We start from the raw sequence: 16,749 nt of genomic DNA on the forward strand, positions 1-16,749 counted from the left end.
TTATTAAGTTTGAATTAGCCAATCGCTTTAAAATCAAAAACTTATCTTAAAAATATTAAATTAAAAACTCTAAGAAAAAGTTAAAAATTGCAAAGCGCATTGTTAAGAAGATGCAAATAAGAAGGAAAGGTTGCGTAAAAAAAATATTTTTTTTCAAATTCCCATATTTTAACCATACTTGAATGAGGAGTATTCAAACAAAACCACGAAACCATTACCGCATGATCAATTTTTTCCCTGTTATTTTATTATTAAACCTGTTTTGTAATTTCTGTTAAAAGCCTTAACAAAATTTCAAGGTTCGCTTTGCTTTAAAATCAAAAAAAAAGGCTGCCCGAATAGGGCAGCCTTAAAATTAATTACTTAGCAAGATTATCTCCAGCCTCCGGTGGAATAATCCTCCCCAGGAGTTCCGGTAGAACCTCCAAATGTATAATAAGGAATTCCCGCAGCATCCAGTGCAGCGCCGGGAATTGGGAAATGTAATAATGTGCCGGGCTCAAGAAGATCTTTACCTCTCATTTCATAAAAACCAAGACCCATGCCCGTATTCATAAGCTCAACCATTCTTTCATAGTGAATAGCATCTTCAATTGCCTGTGCTTCTGCCGGTACATCTGGCAACCCACCACGGCTCATTGCATTAAGCACTGCTGCAGCCTCAGCCAGATTACCCAGGCGCAGGTGAGCTTCAGCTTTATAGGTTTCGTTTTCTGCCTGAAGCATTTCATACAGATCTGTGGTGAACCCTGAGCTCAACCAATTGTCCCATCTTTTTTGCCTGTAAGTACTCCAGTGATAAGTTCCTCTGTCTTCCGGAAAATCCTGGTAATCCAGATATTGAAAATATTCTTCAAATCTTGAATCCGGGCTGGTAGCCGGAGGCAGGCTTGTTTCTCCGGCAGGCCAGTAATTAGGATAGTCATCGGCCATCATTCCAATAATTCTCATGTCAACTCTTCCCCATCCAGGGTAAATTGAATATCCAATATAATCTGGCCACCATTGGCTCCATCCATCTTGTCCCACGGCAAAATCATAAGTAAGTCCCTTTTCGGCATAAGCAAGGATCCGGTCCCAGTCTAATGCCGCCCTTTGAGAAGCGTTTCTTGCGCTGTTTGCGTACATTCTTGCAGCAAGCGTATTTAAAAACTGGCTCCATTGCTCGCTGGATAGAGATTGGCCATACACCTGTCCTTCAGATAAAGAAAAGTCTCCACGGTCTGCTGCCGCGATAGCAAGGTCAAGTTTTTCAAGTGCTATAAGGATTGCTTCATTAAAAGGATAAGGCTCGCCATCATTCAGAGTTCCTGTTTCATCAAATACATATACTCTGTCAAAAAGTAACGCAAGGCTACCTATAGCAGCACCCTGCCCAAATCTTGATAATGATTCATACTTGTCAAGATCTGAAAATTCCATTCCATTTTCCACACCAAATGCAAGGGCATTGGCATCAGAAAGGATAGCATTCATCGCGTTAAAGTAAGTTTCAGTGGCCTGCCGGCTACCATAAGATGAGGAATTGTTCCATTCGATCCTTGGTTCACTGGACATATCCCACATTCCCATGTTACCCCATGACATAGTGATTTGGTCTGCCATAACATTTGTCACCAAACCTGGGCCATTATAATTATTCTTAGTGTTGTACCAGCTTTGAAAAAGCTGGTCGGCAGTAGATTCATTGGCCAATTCCTCGCTGGTAGGCTCTTCTTCGTTAAGCACTTCAAGGTCGGTCTCCATATCGCAGGAGTAAAACATCAGAGCGAAAGCTGCCAGTAATGTTAGTTTTATATTTTTCATATTTCTTTTTTTTAAAATTTAAGTTGTACCGAGAAGTTATAAGACCTGGAAACAGGATAAACCCCGTAATCTATCGCGTAATAATTCTGGGTTAAAGAATCGTATCGCTGTACTTCAGGGTCCCAGCCGGAGTAATCTGTGAAAATTAATAAATTTCTTCCTGTTACCCCAACTCTAAACGAGTTAAAGAATCCATTTGCTATCCCCGAAAGTTGATCCCTTCCAAAGGTGTAGAATAAGGATGCTTCTCTTAATTTAACAAAAGAACCGTCTTCTACCCAGTGCTCAAGATCATTATTGGCATTATAAAGGCTCTGGTAGTAATCCTGGGTTTTCTTTTGCCCTTCAGCCACCCCGGCCTGGTCCATAATTGCATTACGGTTATCTCTTGTTAACCATTGCCCCTGGCGGTTGTAAATATCTCCACCATTTTTCCAATCCCATAACATATAGAAGTTAAAACCTTTATACTTGAAATTAGAGGTAAGTCCCAGGTTGAAATCGGCATTTTGAGAACCAATCTTACCAAACCATGTATTTCCATCTTCATCAAGACGACGTATGGCTTTTTCATCTGAAGTACCCACGGCACTGGCTAAAACCACTACCCCGTCACGGTTTACCACATAATCACTTATATTAGCACCCGTAGGTAACTGTCGTGACATTTGGTCAAGGGAGGTTACAAAGGCCCCACCATACATTGCACCAAATTCCTCACCTTCTTCAATTCGGAAAATTCGTCCGGGAGTATTGGTACCCGCCGGCCCAACGATAATTGGATCTACGTTCAATTGTTTTACCTCGTTCCTTGTTCTGCTGTAACGAAGCCCAAGATCCCATCCAAGGTTCTCCTGCTTGATCACTTCTGCATTTAACATAAGCTCCAGGGTATTGAATTCTACCGTACCTACATTCTGCCATTGTTTATTTCTTCCCTCATTAACCGGAGCGAAGATATCTACGAACATAAACTGATCTTCTGTTTTTGCTTTTGCATATACCCCTTCAAATGTAAATCTATTCAGGAAATTTACATTAAGTCCTACTTCCATTTCTGTTGTAAGTGAGGGCTTTAACTGATCATTAGCCAGCACACGATCATTACTTACCAAACCTGAATTAAGGCCGGTATAATCATATTGCCAGTTAAATCCGGGACGTTGTCCTGCTGTACCTAATGCCGCATGTACTTTCATTTCCTGAATTCCCGGTATTTGGATATCCTCAGAGATCCTGTAAGCAGTTGAAACTCTGTAGTAATTGTTCCACCTGTTTTCGGCTCCAAACAGGGAGGAACCATCTATACGATACATAGCATCCAGAATATAACGATCTTTAAAGTCAAGACCAACTATAGCGAAAAAGTTCTGCGCTCTTTCATCCTGTAAAGAGGATCCAATTGAAGTTCTTTCATTGTTGAAATTATCAAGAGATTGTACTCCCTGGTAGATAAAATCGAAACCTGAACCAAAGAAATACTCGTAGTGATTATCCTCTAAAAGATAACTTAACTTACCCGCGATATTAAGATCGCCAAAAGTATCAACATAGTTTAGAGTTGCCTGGGCCTTTTGTGAAAGGGTATAAGAATTTTCTTTGGAAAACCCACCTTTGGAATAACTGAAACCTACATTTTCTCCTCCAAGACTTCCTCCCGTTTGGAATGCGGTATAAGGTGTAAGACTTTGATTGTTCCAGGTGGTACTTTCAACAGCATATTCAAGATCAAGGTTTAATGGATTGGCAAATTTCACATTCAGGTTATAGGAACCTAGAAACCTGTTTCTCACAGCATTTTCCCTAATAGTTGCCAGGTTATATAATGGGTTTATGGTAGTTGCCGCCCAAGGGTTGGGAATATAATAATAAGGCTGCCCATCTGGGTTAGGCGCATTGAGATCAACATCGGGATCAGAAAGCGCAAGGTCAAATATTACTCCATCAAGAGATCCCCCTGGGGTCTCGTTGTTGGATCGAATATAATTATTATTAGTAGTTAGTTTTAACCAACTGTTTATTTGCATGTCACCATTTAATCGTGCCCCGTATCTTTCATAACCTCCTGTTTCGGCAAATATCCCTTCGTTCTGCGTTCTTTCAGCAGAAAAGAAAAGATTAGAAAATTCTGATGCAGTAGAAACAGAGGCATAGGTTGTATTATCAACACCTGTATTAAAGAATAAATCCTGGTTGTCATAATAAGCTCCGAACGGATTATCAGCATAACGATCAGCAGAAGGTATTCTGGCCCCGGAAACACCTAATCTTCCTACCCCGGTATAGCCACTGGCATATTCCACACCGGCATACCTTGTATAACGATTTTCGCTCTGGTAATCAGCAGCTAGTTCATAAATGTGAGACCTGTTGATATCGATCTTATTTGCAAGCTGGGAAAAACCAAGGTCATTTCGAATGGTCACTTGTGGCCCTGCCTGATTGTATTTACCTCTTTTTGTTGTTATAACGATTACCCCGTTACCAGCACGTGACCCATACAGCGCAGATGCAGATGCACCTTTTACGATCTCAAAAGAGGCGATATCGTCTGTATTAATGTCCTGTATTCCACCTTCTACCTGGATCCCGTCAACAAGGATCAAGGGCTCCTGCCCTCCAAAAAGGTTTGTGGCACCCCTTAACTGGATTGTAGCTCCAGTTCCCGGTTGCCCGAAATTAGTTACGGTAACACCCGCAACCTTACCTTGCAAAGCACTTGCAGCTGATGTTGCAGGGATCACTTCCAGATCTGCCGCATCAACTTTGTTCACCGTTACCGATAATTTTTTACGGCTTGTAGCCCCGGCCAGACCGGTTACCACAACCTCATCCAGTTGAGCAGCATCTACTGCCATCGTAATGTTGATAGTGTTGGAGGTACCCACTACTCTTTGTTGGGTTTCATACCCCACATAGCTAAATTCAATGACGTCTCCTGCATTTACCTGCACACTGTAACGTCCGTCAAAATCTGTTTGAGTACCAGTGTTTGTGGCCGGTATAAGCACGTTAACTCCCGGAAGGGGTACCCCGTCCGAATCTGTAACTGTCCCCGTGACAGTCCTGTCCTGAGCAAAGGACAATTGTACGACAAACGCCAAAAAAAGCGTTAAAATCAAATGTAATCTTTGTTTCATTAGTTAGTTGTTTTAGTTAGATTGCGCCAAAAATGTGAATAAAATATTAAAATCACAAGTTAAACGCTTCTAAATTTTTTAACAATTCATCAATTTTTAGTCAAAAAACAGGGTGTTTTTGCGTTTAAAATGAGATTTTAGTTAAAGTATACTATATGTTAATCAATTCTTATCATAAACATTTTTTAGAATGCGGAACAGATGAAGCGGGGCGTGGTTGCCTTGCAGGACCGGTTGTTGCCGCAGCGGTTATCTTACCTAAAAGATTTAAAAACCAATTGATAAATGATTCCAAAGTCCTCAAAAAATCAAACCGTGCACTACTGAAAGATCTTATTGAAAAAAAAGCGCTGGGATTTTCCGTTTCTTTTGTGGATAACTTTATAATTGACCGCGTAAATATTTTAAATGCCTCCATTCAGGCTATGCATCAATCTATTGAAGAATTAGAAATTCTTCCCGAACACATCCTGGTAGACGGGAACAGGTTTAAACCTTTTAAGACAATCCCTCATTTATGCGTGATAAAGGGAGATGGAAAATACCTGAATATAGCCGCGGCTTCCATTCTGGCAAAAACCTACCGCGATGCCTATATGGAAAAGATCCACGAAGAATTCCCTGTTTATAACTGGAAACAGAATAAAGGCTATCCTACTGCCCAGCACCGGGAGGCTATTGAAAAATATGGCACCACTAAATATCACCGAATGAGCTTTAAGTTATTGCCACAGCAGTTGAAACTTACATTGTGATTAGTATATTTGTGATGCACACATAAAAAACCTACACTTTTGAAAAAACTACTGCTCTCCTTCGCAGTTCTTTTAATACTTGTTGCCTGTGGTAAAGACAGGGAAACCTCCGGGGATTTGGGTGAATTTATTCCACTAAACTCATCTTATATTATTAGTTCCCCCAATCTGGCTGACCTTTTGAAAAATATTGACAGCCTTTCATTTTTTAAGGATAATGAGTTCCTTATCAATCCCGAGATTCTCTCCCAACTAAAATCTCTTTCTGAATTCACAGGAAAAGAGCCTTCCTTAATTTGTTTAACTAAAGGGGGAGATGCTGGGCTTAATTACCTATATATAAGTAAAGGCCATCCCGATCAAATTAAGACCGATTCTATAAAGAACAAATCGGTTGAAACCTTTACCTATGACTCCTTCAGCATAAATAAATTCAGCCTGGAGGAGGTAACTTTCTTTACTTCTCACCGCAACGGGGTTTTATTGGCGGGTAATTCCCGGAGCCAGCTTGAGGAAATAATGAAATCTGGTAAAAAGGGAAAGAATGAAACTTTTGATAAAGTCTTTGCGGCTGCAGATAAAAGAAAGAGTTCATTATTCGTTAACCATGAGGAATTCAACAGGTCCTTTAAAAACTCGTTTCCCGGGAGTGCACTTCCCCTTGCAGGCTTAGCAGGTTGGAGTGTATTGGATATAGACATGAAAGGCCAGAAGATCCTGCTCAACGGAATTTCTGTCTGGGGCCCACAGGATAAGGCGATTCTGGAAGCCTTCAGGAATGTAAATCCAGTACCCAATCAACTGGCTGACATAACCCCTACATCTGCCGCCGGGTTTTATTCCTTTACCTACAACAGTTTTGAAAAACTACATTCCAACCTTCAGGAAGTAACCGAAACTCCAACTGCTTTACCCGACAATCATTTTCTGAATTTTACTCAGGAGGCGGGGGTTATCTTTCTTTCGGCTGAAAATGTGGTCGCCTTCACGGCAACAGATATGGATCTTGCACAGCAGGCTATCACCCAGGAGAGTGAACTCTCAAACGAGTTTCGCAATATCCCCATATACAGGTTTAATGAATCACCGCAAATCCTTCGGCTGCTGAATCCTTTAATGATAGTAGAGGACTATTTACATTTTGCATATGTTGGTAATTCTATACTTTTTGCCAAATCTTCCGCAGCAATAGAAGAGATCATAACTTTCTCTCTTAACAAAACAATCCTTTCTGAGCAGGAATTTTTCCAGGATGCTATGAGCCACCTTGCGAGCTCCTCTTCCTTCTTAATGGTTTCCAACTCAGAAAATATAAAACCCCGGCTAAAAGCAACCGGATCTGAGGATATACTGGAGGAAATCAATTCCCTGGACCTTAAAAATTATCCCATCCTTGCGGTGCAGTTTGTGCAGGAAGGAGATTTCGCACATTTGCACGGCATCATGAACACCACAAAATCTACCAGCAGCAATGGGGTGAAAGAAATTGCAGCTTTTAATACAGATTCCCCAATTGGCACCACTGCATTTCTTGTAAAAAACCACACCAACAACGCCATAGAAGTTGCGGTGCAGGATGAGAAAAATGAGCTCTACTTATTCAATGCAGCTGGAAAAAGACTGTGGAAAACTTCCTTGGAGGGCAGGATCTCAGGAAAGATCCTCCAGGTAGACGCGAGAAAGAATGGCTCTTTACAATTGGTCTTCTCTACACAAAATGCATTATATAATCTGGATAGAGCAGGAAAATCATCCAAACCCTTTCCTATAAATTTCAAAGATGATATTACTCAACCCCTGTCTGTTTTTGATTATGATAATAACAGGAATTATAGATTAGTAATCACCCAGGACAGGGACGTAATAATGTATGATGCCAAAGGTGCACAAGTAAAAGGTTTTGACTTTGGAAAAACTTCAGCAGCTATAACCGAATCGCCTCAGCATATTAGAATGAAAAACAAGGATTATATTGTAGTACCTGAGGACAACGGGAAAATGAATATCCTGAGCCGCCAGGGAACCTCCCGTGTAAAGGTGGAGGATGAGATAGATTTTTCAGAAAACCAATGGTATTCCAATAATGGAAATTTCATCTCTGTTACTTCTAAAGGGGAATTAATAAAAATTGATGAAAACGGTGCTGTTAGGAAGGAAAAACTGGCAGATTTTACCGATCCGTTTTTTACCGCTAATGAAGATGTGCTGGTGTTTCATTCAGAAAATAACCTGAAGATCAATAACAATACCGTAACGCTGGATTATGGATTGTACACCCAACCGGAGATCTTCACTTTTGGAAATAATACCTTTATAACTATAACCGACACCCAGGCCGAAAGGGTGTTTGTATTTAATGAAAAAGCAGAATTGCTTCCCGGCTTTCCGGTTTACGGAAGCTCCAGGGCAAACATCCTGAGCATTGGGAAAAAGAACTTCCTGAGCGTTCGGGGTGATGAAAAAGGAATTATCTTATATGAGTTCTAAATCTCTTTAGTATAATTTGCTTCAAAGATCGCGGCAAAATACTTCAGGATTTTTTCCTGAACTTCATTCATAGGAACCTCGCGTTGTCCCAGTTCTATGTTAAGGGAAGTAACAGCTTTACCCTTGATTCCGCAGGGAATAATATGATCAAAATAACCAAGGTCTGTATTTACATTTAGCGCGAAGCCATGCATGGTAACCCACCTGCTTGCCTTTACTCCCATCGCGCAAATTTTCCTTGCATAGGGAGTGCCCACATCCAGCCATACTCCTGTCTCCCCTTTACTTCTTTGGGCATCCAGGCCATATTCCTGCAAGGTAAGTATGATAACTTCCTCCAGGAAACGCAGGTATTTATGAATATCTGTAAAAAAATTTTCGAGGTCCAGCACAGGATACCCCACCACCTGTCCCGGCCCGTGATAAGTAATATCGCCGCCGCGGTTGCTTTTATAGAATTGGGCATTTCTGGCCTTTAACTGGTTTTCGTCAAGCAACAAATGAGATTGGTCACCGCTTTTTCCCAGTGTGTATACATGAGGATGTTCTACCAGCAACAAATAATTGGGGGTTGGCGCCTGAAGATCCTCGCGGCGGTTCCTTATTTTAAGTTCCATGATCTCCCGGAAAAGCTGCTCCTGGTAATCCCAGGCTTCCCGGTATTCCCGAAGGCCCAATTCCTGAAGTTGTATTTCTTTATTCAAACCTTTTTTATTTTAAAAATGCCGGCATTAATTAATAAGCTCCCATGATCCTTTAAATTATTCGAATTCCAGATCAATAATTATCTTTAGGGCGGTTAAGAATAATAAGCGCAGCAATAACCCCAGGGATCCAACCCAGTAAGGTTAATAACAAAACAATAAGAATAGACCCGCAACCACGGTCATAAACCGCAAGTGGCGGAAACAGCACCGATAAAATAACCCTCCAAATACTCATATAACTAACCCGGTTTTTTAATATAAGCACAAAGATACTATTAAAAAATTGCCCTGCACGGGGAACAAATTTCATAATATTCCCACATAAAATCTAATTGACTGGTTGCCTGAATGTCCTTATATTTGCAGCTTGCTTATCTATAATGCTAGGCTTTTAATTTTATAAAATATTATGCAGCTATCTGAACAGGAAATTGTACGAAGAGAAAAACTTTCTGCTTTACGAAAATTGGACATAGATCCATATCCCGCGGCCCTTTACCCGGTGACACATGTATCTTCGGAAATTAAGAGTGAATTTGAAGAGGGAAAACAGGTAGTAGTTGCAGGAAGATTAATGTCCAGGCGTATTCAGGGAAAGGCATCCTTTGCTGAAATTCAGGATTCCTCAGGCAGGATCCAGGTTTATTTCAACAGGGATGAAATTTGTGCCGGTGAGGATAAGGCAAAATACAACGAAGTATATAAAAAATTACTTGATATAGGAGATTTCATAGGGATCATAGGAGAGTTGTTCACTACCCAGGTAGGAGAAAAGACTATTATGGTGAAAGATTTCACGCTGCTTAGCAAATCCCTGCGGCCTCTACCTCTACCCAAAACCGATAAAGACGGAAAAACCTTTGACGAGTTTAATGATCCCGAATTAAGGTACCGGCAACGGTATGCAGACCTCGTGGTAAATCCAAGGGTAAAGGAAGTATTTATAAAACGTACCCGGCTTTTCAATGCAATGCGCTCCTTCTTTAATGAAAAAGGTTATTTTGAGGTAGAAACCCCTATTCTGCAATCTATCCCAGGAGGTGCGGCGGCAAGACCATTTATGACGCACCACAATGCGTTGGATATTCCGCTCTATCTTAGGGTTGCAAACGAATTATATTTAAAAAGACTTATTGTAGGTGGTTTTGACGGGGTGTATGAATTTTCCAAGAATTTCAGGAATGAAGGAATGGATCGTACCCATAATCCCGAATTCACGGCTATGGAGATCTATGTTGCCTACAAGGATTATAACTGGATGATGGAGTTTACTGAAAACCTGCTGGAGTATTGTGCGCTGGCAGTTAACGGGACTACAAATGCCACCTTTGGGCCACATGAAGTAAATTTCAAAGCTCCTTACAAGCGAATTTCCATGACCGATGCTATTAAGGAATACACAGGGTTTGATATCACCGGAAAAACGGAACAGGAACTGTTTAAAGCTGCCAGGGAAATGGGTGTGGATGTGGATGAGACGATGGGGAAAGGAAAACTTATTGATGAAATCTTTGGGGAGAAATGCGAGGGGAATTTTATTCAGCCAACATTTATAACAGATTACCCTAAGGAAATGAGTCCGCTGTGTAAAGTTCACCGTGATAATCCGGAGCTTACGGAGCGTTTTGAATTGATGGTTTGCGGGAAGGAAATTGCCAATGCCTATACAGAGCTTAATGATCCTATAGATCAAAGGGAACGTTTTGAGGAGCAATTAAAACTTTCAGAAAAAGGAGATGATGAAGCAATGTTCATTGATAATGATTTCCTTAGGGCGCTGGAATACGGAATGCCGCCAACATCTGGTCTTGGAATTGGAATGGATAGATTGATCATGTTCTTGACCAATAAACAATCCATACAGGAGGTATTATTCTTCCCACAAATGAAGCCGGAAAAGAAAGCCCCCACGCCGAAACCTGAGGATTTTATTAAAATTGGTATTCCCCAGGAATGGATAGATGTGGTAATGCATGAATTCCAAAGTGTCACCAAGTTAAGGGAGGAAAAACCTACACAGGTGCATCAAAAATTAAATGGTTTAAGAAAGAAGAATAAACTCCCGGTTGCAGCTTTGCAACTGGAAGAGGTTGAAAAATGGTTTTAAAAAACAATGCCGGCTAAGTGCCGGCAATTGTTTTTTTACGCTATCATTTTTTCCCGAAAAGACCTCCCAGTTTCCCGGCCATACCCTCAAGATCTGCAGTGCCCTCCCCTTTTAAATAAGCATCAACCTGTGAGGCCATAGCAGGAGGCATTTTATCTTTCAAAAAATTTGCGACTGTGTTTACAGCAGTTGTGGCCTGGGCCTCGCTTATTCCCGCCTTTTCGGCCACCATATTAATAACCTTTTCCATAATTCCTTTTTATAATTTATATCACCCTTCAAGATACAATTTTTAAATAGGTAGGTTCAAAGACCAAATTGGGTTTAACTCAAAATTATAATGTGATAGAAAATTTGCTCTGTCCCCTGGTAAATGGAACTGGCACCTGAACAATCGTTAAAATCCCTTTTTAATTAACTTTTTTTTAAACCTTTTATATCTTTAGCTGTCAAAGGCTTACCTGAAGGTGATCTTTTTCGTTTACCCCGTTTAAATTCACTTCGCTTTTATTAATAAACTAAAACATGTTTTCATGACCAAACAATTTTCCAGCAAGCTCCTATTGGTAGCCTTGTCGCTTTCTGTTTCCGGTTGTGCCATTTTTCAGCCTAAGGCAAAAAAAGCCCCGGCCGGCACTACTGAATCAGCGGCACCCAAAGACAAAAATGGTATTAAACCGTACAACCAGGTTATTACCAAAAATGCAAAATCAGATCCCGGATTATTCACAGTTCATAAAATAGATGAAACCTATTTTTATGAAATCCCGGATAGCTTATTTAACCGTGAAATGCTTACAGTAACCAGAATAGCCAAGACTGCTACAGGAATTGGCTTTGGGGGTGGTAAGCAAAATACAGAAGTTCATAAATGGGAAAGGAAAAACAATACCATTTTGCTAAGAACAGTATCCCACGAAATATATGCTGCCGATTCTCTTCCTATTCATGAGGCAGTGGTAAATTCCAATTTTGAACCAATAGTTCAGTCTTTTGGTATTAAAGCGATCAAAAAGGATTCAGTTAGTACAAATTACGTAATCGAGGTAACAGATCTTTATACGAAAGATGTAATGACACTGGGCCTTCCGGACCGGGCAAGAAAACAATATAAAGTAACCAGGCTGGATGACAGCAGGTCATATATTGACACCATACGTAGCTACCCGGAGAATATCGAGATACGCCACGTAAAAACATATAATGCAGGAGAGCCACCTTCAAACGCCAGTACGGGTTCCATTTCCCTGGAATTTAGTAATTCAATGATCCTGCTTCCAAAAATACCTATGGAGCGAAGATACTTTGATCAACGTGTAGGATGGTTTGCCCGCGGTCAAACAGATTATGGATTGCCAAATCAGGAAGCCAAAACAGTAAGATATCTTGATAGATGGAGACTTGAAGTGAAGGATGAAGATATTGAGAAATTCAAAAGAGGGGAACTGGTTGAGCCCAAGAAACAAATTGTATATTATGTAGACAGGGCCACTCCAAAACAATGGGTTCCATTTATCAAGCAGGGAATCGAGGACTGGCAGGTAGCATTTGAAGCCGCAGGATTTAAAAATGCTATTATAGCAAAAGATCCTCCTACCAAGGCCGAAGATCCGGACTGGAGTCCGGAAGATGTGCGATATTCTGTTGTACGTTACCTTGCATCACCTATTCCAAATGCAAATGGACCTCATGTAAGTGATCCACGTTCCGGTGAGATCCTTGAGTCAGATATCAATTGGTACCATAATGTAATGACCCTTTTAAGAAATTGGTTTTTTGTACAAACCGCGGCAATCAATGAAGATGCCCGTGGGGTCCAGTTCAAAGATGAAACTATGGGTAGGTTAATTAGGTTTGTATCATCTCATGAAGTAGGACATACACTAGGATTACCTCATAACATGGGAAGCAGTGTAGCTTACCCGGTAGAAAAATTAAGAGACCCGGCTTTTACCAAAGAATTTGGAACAGCACCTTCCATAATGGATTATGCCCGTTTCAACTATATCGCACAACCGGGAGATGGAGATGTTGCTTTAATGCCTGAAATAGGTGTCTATGATAAATATTCTATTGCCTGGGGTTATCGCCCAATTCTTGATAAATATGGTAAAGCTGAAAAACCTGTTCTGGATCAATGGATCCTGGAACATGCAGGAGATCCCATGTATAGATTTGGAAGACAACAGGGTGGAGTAATTGACCCTAGCTCTCAAACCGAAGATCTTGGAGATGATGCTATGCTTGCCAGCCAATATGGGATTGCCAACCTAAAGCGAATTGTACCCAATCTTGTAGAATGGACGGCAGAAGATGGAAAGAATTATGACGATCTTGAAACTATGTACGGGCAGGTACTTGGACAGTACAACCGTTATATGGGCCACGTTGCGGCAAATATTGGAGGGGTTTATGAAATTTACAAGGCTTATGACCAGGAGGGCGCAGTTTATACCCATGTGGATACCGAAACTCAGAAGAAAGCAATGAACTTCCTTCAGAAAGAACTTTTTGAAACGCCGGAATGGTTGATAGACCAGGACATTTTCAACAAAATTGAATTCGATGGAAATATGGAACGGGTAAGAGGTTTTCAGGAAAGAACCCTGGCAAACATACTTGACTTCGGGAGAATGGCAAGACTCATTGAAAATAGTGAGATAAATGGCCGTAACGCTTATTCCTTGATCAATATGATGACCGATGTAAGGACCGGAATCTGGAGCGAGTTGAACCGTGGGGGAGCAATAGATACCTACCGCAGAAATCTTCAACGGGCATATCTTTCCAGAATGGAATATTTAATGACAGAGGAACAACCCTCCCGCAGTGGATGGGGTTCTGCAGGCTCGAGGATTGATGTTGCACAAAGTGATATAAGGCCTGTAGTAAGAGGAGAATTGACCAACTTGCAGCGTAATATAAGAAGCGCAGTAAACAGGACCAGTGATCAATTGACACGATACCATTTACAGGATGCCCTTAAGCGAATAGACCTTATTTTGGATCCAATCGCAAAAGGATAAAAGTATTTCAATTAATATTTTAAAGCCTCCCGGTTAAAAGACCGGGAGGCTTTTTTATTAAAAACCCATACCTTCTGTCTGTAATTTTTCCAAAAGATTTATGGCAGGTTTAATTCCTTTTGTAAGGATTTAAGAAATGCCGTTAAAATTGCAATAAAGTATTTCACGGCTCTCATAAAAATTATTGCCACGGCCAAATTTTTCTCTAATTTATATAGATATTATTAACCTAAAATATTAATTATGAGAAGCTTAAGTGGAGTAACCGGCAGCTATCTGAGAAATGTTATGTTTGCGCTTATTGCATTAAGCGTTACAAGCTGCAGGAATGATGACGATGATAATGGAGGAGTAGCTCAGCCCACTGGAACAATAACAGTGGAAGATCAAACCCTCTCGGGAAATTTGCTTGAAGTGAGCTCGGTTACGGTGAGTACCAGTGCCTGGCTTGTGGTAAAAAAAGTTAATGATGACAATTCATTTAGCGATATGATCGCAGAACCTGTTTTAATAAACCAGGGCACAAGAAATGATATTGAAATAGAACTTGATAATACCAATGCAGCGGCTGTAGAAATTGAGGATGGTGATACCCTGGTCCTCATGCTTCATGCAGATGACGGAGATGGGGTCTTTGAATATCAGGGAAACACGGGGCAGGATATGCCAATAAAGAATGCAGCAGGAAATGTTGTAACTGAAACGGTGGTTATCTCCTCGCCCTCTTTTGAGATCGAGGATCAGGATGTGGAAAACAATACCATTACTTACACCAATGTTTCCACTCGTAGAACAGGATGGATTGTAGTATATAATTCTACCGCAGCAGGAGCCATAGATGAAGACAACATCATAGGATATACTTACCTGGAAGAAGGAAATAATGCAGATGTAGTAGTTACGTTTGAAGATACATTTACCTTCACCCCGGGGCAAACTATATTTTCAAGGATCCATAAAGATGATCCCGCTGATGAAGAATTCACTTATATAGATGACCCGGACACAGATATGCCGGAAAGCTTTGGTTTTGGAACAGATACCACTATTACAGGCAGTACAATAATTAATTAATTTTGATTTAACTTCAGAAAAGGCAGGGTTCGATAAAACCCTGCCTTTTTTTATTCGGTTTCATTATTTTAAAACAAAGATTATTAAACCATTTAACTTTTTGAAAGTCTTAGTAATATAACCTGATTAAAATAACACGTCATGAAAAATATACTCATAATCCTGATATTGATGCTTTCAATATCTGCCTTTGCACAGGATAAAAAACAGGAAAGAAAACAGGTTCATAAAATGGACCGCGTTGAAATGACAGCCGATGAAATGGCAACCCTTAGAACCAAGAGAATGGCCCTGCAGCTGGATCTTACTGCTGCTCAGCAAGCCAGTTTAAAAACTCTGTTTACTGAACAAGCGAGGTATCAAAAAACAATGCAGGCCCAACACAGGGAAATGAAGAAGGATACCGCGATGTGGAATAAAAATGAATTTGCCGTACAGAATGCACGCCTGGATCACCAAAAAGAAATGCAGGATAAAATTCGTGCTATTCTTACTCCGGAGCAGTTTGAAACCTGGAAAGCAACTGCAGACAGGTCCGGAAAAAAGATGAAAATGAAACATAAAAATAAGAAGCAATAAATAAGCCTTAAGTTGTTAGTTAGTTTGTTTGAGAAAGACACCTCCCTTAAAAGAGGTGTTTTTTGATTTTAAATTTTATCAAAACAAATTTTAATCTACATCTTTCCAATTGAAACCTTCGCTTCTCAATAGACTATCGAGGACTCTTCTGCGATATTCCAGGTTTTTATCCTCAACCCCCGGTAACCCCGCTCCAGGAGATTTACCGCTTTTAAAAGTTTCGGTGGAAGGTATTTCTTTAGAGAAATTATCATAAATATGATCCAAAAGATTGGTGAGGGAATTGCGTAATGGGTTAAGTTCTTTTCTAAATTCCACCATCTCATCCTTTCTCAATAAGTGACTTAAAGCTTCATCCAGCCGGGTGAGATTGATACTAAGGCACACCACAGGCTCCGGATGGCTGTAATAATGAATAACGGGATAGGCCTGGTGGTTTACCGCATGCTCATCAACCATTTCCTGTAAGGCCTGTAATTGTTGCAAGGTATAGGACTTATCCAGGGATTTAAAAGAAGCTGTAATTTCTGCAGGAGAATTTCCCAGATTATTAATGGTTTTAGCGAGGATACGTTTTTTTACCAATGCCGATGACACCGATAGAAAATACGTAATTGAACTGGTGAAGAAAATAAATCCAAAAAAGGAAAAAACGCCGGTAAGTATTTCAAAAAACCCGGAAGTTGGATAAAAATTGCCCATTCCCAGTGTTGATAACACATAACCTGTAAAATATAAACGTTCCCACAGGTTAGCCACCATTCCCTCGTTGTTTACTATAGCATCCGGATGTGAGGAATAAACCAGGAACAAACCCGTCCAGACCAACAGGATCCACCCTGCTAAAACCTTAAGATTTACAAATAGCCCGCTATAACTGTATACCTGCCTTCCAAAGAGCTTTACCAGCACCTGTATAACTTTATGGGATAACCTTGCTATAATCTTAGAAATAAAGCCTGCCCCGCTTCCTGAAAGTGTTGTAAAAAAGAAATCATACATCACTACGAGTAAAATGGCAATTCCAATAATAAGAGAAGCTATCCCATTCATTTTCTATTATTTAAA

The 16,749-nt window shown here is 40.5% G+C and carries 12 protein-coding genes; 6 read left to right on the top strand and 6 right to left on the bottom strand.

Features of this window, described 5'->3' with window-relative positions; translation table 11 throughout:
- Nucleotides 1–372 precede the first annotated feature (372 nt).
- Together FK178_RS10700 and FK178_RS10705 are read right to left on the bottom strand one after the other, a co-directional pair.
- Nucleotides 373–1,806, bottom strand: coding sequence for a RagB/SusD family nutrient uptake outer membrane protein (locus tag FK178_RS10700; protein WP_146834713.1), 1,434 nt, complete (start codon nucleotides 1,804–1,806; stop codon nucleotides 373–375).
- An 11-nt stretch (nucleotides 1,807–1,817) separates the two neighbouring features.
- Nucleotides 1,818–4,946 carry a SusC/RagA family TonB-linked outer membrane protein gene (locus FK178_RS10705; protein WP_146834716.1) on the bottom strand — a complete coding sequence of 1,043 codons (3,129 nt, stop codon included), beginning with the start codon at nucleotides 4,944–4,946 and terminating at the stop codon, nucleotides 1,818–1,820.
- Between the two features lie 155 nt (nucleotides 4,947–5,101).
- Here FK178_RS10705 and FK178_RS10710 point away from each other — a divergent pair, with 155 nt between their 5' ends.
- The gene (locus FK178_RS10710; protein WP_146834719.1) at nucleotides 5,102–5,701 is read left to right on the top strand and encodes a ribonuclease HII; all 600 of its coding nucleotides are present in this window, start codon (nucleotides 5,102–5,104) and stop codon (nucleotides 5,699–5,701) included.
- A gap of 39 nt (nucleotides 5,702–5,740) precedes the next feature.
- Nucleotides 5,741–8,188 carry a hypothetical protein gene (locus tag FK178_RS10715; RefSeq protein WP_146834724.1) on the top strand — a complete coding sequence of 816 codons (2,448 nt, stop codon included), beginning with the start codon at nucleotides 5,741–5,743 and terminating at the stop codon, nucleotides 8,186–8,188.
- Here the strand turns inward: FK178_RS10715 and lipB are convergent.
- Together lipB and FK178_RS10725 are read right to left on the bottom strand one after the other, a co-directional pair.
- Nucleotides 8,185–8,892 carry a lipoyl(octanoyl) transferase LipB gene (gene lipB / locus FK178_RS10720; protein ID WP_146834727.1) on the bottom strand — a complete coding sequence of 236 codons (708 nt, stop codon included), beginning with the start codon at nucleotides 8,890–8,892 and terminating at the stop codon, nucleotides 8,185–8,187. The genes FK178_RS10715 and lipB overlap by 4 nt on opposite strands.
- Nucleotides 8,893–8,965: 73 nt before the next feature.
- On the bottom strand, nucleotides 8,966–9,130 hold the full coding sequence (locus tag FK178_RS10725; protein ID WP_146834730.1) for a YqaE/Pmp3 family membrane protein: 165 nt from the start codon (nucleotides 9,128–9,130) through the stop codon (nucleotides 8,966–8,968).
- A 174-nt stretch (nucleotides 9,131–9,304) separates the two neighbouring features.
- Between FK178_RS10725 and lysS the strand changes: the two genes are divergently transcribed.
- Nucleotides 9,305–11,002 carry a lysine--tRNA ligase gene (gene lysS, locus FK178_RS10730; RefSeq protein WP_146834735.1) on the top strand — a complete coding sequence of 566 codons (1,698 nt, stop codon included), beginning with the start codon at nucleotides 9,305–9,307 and terminating at the stop codon, nucleotides 11,000–11,002.
- A 43-nt stretch (nucleotides 11,003–11,045) separates the two neighbouring features.
- Here lysS and FK178_RS10735 read toward each other — a convergent pair whose 3' ends face one another.
- A complete protein-coding gene (locus tag FK178_RS10735; protein WP_146834738.1) occupies nucleotides 11,046–11,252 on the bottom strand; it encodes a DUF2267 domain-containing protein in 207 nt (68 codons plus the stop codon).
- 283 nt (nucleotides 11,253–11,535) lie between these two features.
- Between FK178_RS10735 and FK178_RS10740 the strand changes: the two genes are divergently transcribed.
- From FK178_RS10740 to FK178_RS10750, 3 genes are all read left to right on the top strand, one after another.
- Entirely contained in the window at nucleotides 11,536–14,028 is a 2,493-nt protein-coding gene (locus FK178_RS10740) for a zinc-dependent metalloprotease (protein ID WP_146834741.1), read from the top strand.
- Nucleotides 14,029–14,271: 243 nt separating this feature from the next.
- The gene (locus FK178_RS10745) at nucleotides 14,272–15,102 is read left to right on the top strand and encodes a DUF7282 domain-containing protein (RefSeq protein ID WP_146834744.1); all 831 of its coding nucleotides are present in this window, start codon (nucleotides 14,272–14,274) and stop codon (nucleotides 15,100–15,102) included.
- Between the two features lie 141 nt (nucleotides 15,103–15,243).
- Nucleotides 15,244–15,681 carry a Spy/CpxP family protein refolding chaperone gene (locus FK178_RS10750; protein ID WP_146834747.1) on the top strand — a complete coding sequence of 146 codons (438 nt, stop codon included), beginning with the start codon at nucleotides 15,244–15,246 and terminating at the stop codon, nucleotides 15,679–15,681.
- A gap of 90 nt (nucleotides 15,682–15,771) precedes the next feature.
- On the opposite strand, the gene FK178_RS10755 is transcribed toward FK178_RS10750, so the two are convergent.
- Nucleotides 15,772–16,734 (bottom strand): ion channel, encoded by a 963-nt coding sequence (locus FK178_RS10755; protein ID WP_146834749.1) that lies wholly within the window; start codon nucleotides 16,732–16,734, stop codon nucleotides 15,772–15,774.
- Between the last annotated feature and the right edge of the window lie 15 nt (nucleotides 16,735–16,749).

Source organism: Antarcticibacterium arcticum (assembly GCF_007993795.1).
Lineage (GTDB): Bacteria > Bacteroidota > Bacteroidia > Flavobacteriales > Flavobacteriaceae > Gillisia > Gillisia arctica.

Bases quoted from the DNA above. Each gene is read 5' to 3' on its own strand.
- FK178_RS10755 (WP_146834749.1), bottom strand. From the start codon at position 16,734: ATGAATGGGATAGCTTCTCTTATTATTGGAATTGCCATTTTACTCGTA.
- FK178_RS10710 (WP_146834719.1), top strand. From the start codon at position 5,102: ATGTTAATCAATTCTTATCATAAACATTTTTTAGAATGCGGAACAGAT.
- lysS (WP_146834735.1), top strand. From the start codon at position 9,305: ATGCAGCTATCTGAACAGGAAATTGTACGAAGAGAAAAACTTTCTGCT.
- FK178_RS10735 (WP_146834738.1), bottom strand. From the start codon at position 11,252: ATGGAAAAGGTTATTAATATGGTGGCCGAAAAGGCGGGAATAAGCGAG.
- FK178_RS10725 (WP_146834730.1), bottom strand. From the start codon at position 9,130: ATGAGTATTTGGAGGGTTATTTTATCGGTGCTGTTTCCGCCACTTGCG.
- FK178_RS10740 (WP_146834741.1), top strand. From the start codon at position 11,536: ATGACCAAACAATTTTCCAGCAAGCTCCTATTGGTAGCCTTGTCGCTT.
- FK178_RS10700 (WP_146834713.1), bottom strand. From the start codon at position 1,806: ATGAAAAATATAAAACTAACATTACTGGCAGCTTTCGCTCTGATGTTT.
- FK178_RS10705 (WP_146834716.1), bottom strand. From the start codon at position 4,946: ATGAAACAAAGATTACATTTGATTTTAACGCTTTTTTTGGCGTTTGTC.
- FK178_RS10750 (WP_146834747.1), top strand. From the start codon at position 15,244: ATGAAAAATATACTCATAATCCTGATATTGATGCTTTCAATATCTGCC.
- FK178_RS10745 (WP_146834744.1), top strand. From the start codon at position 14,272: ATGAGAAGCTTAAGTGGAGTAACCGGCAGCTATCTGAGAAATGTTATG.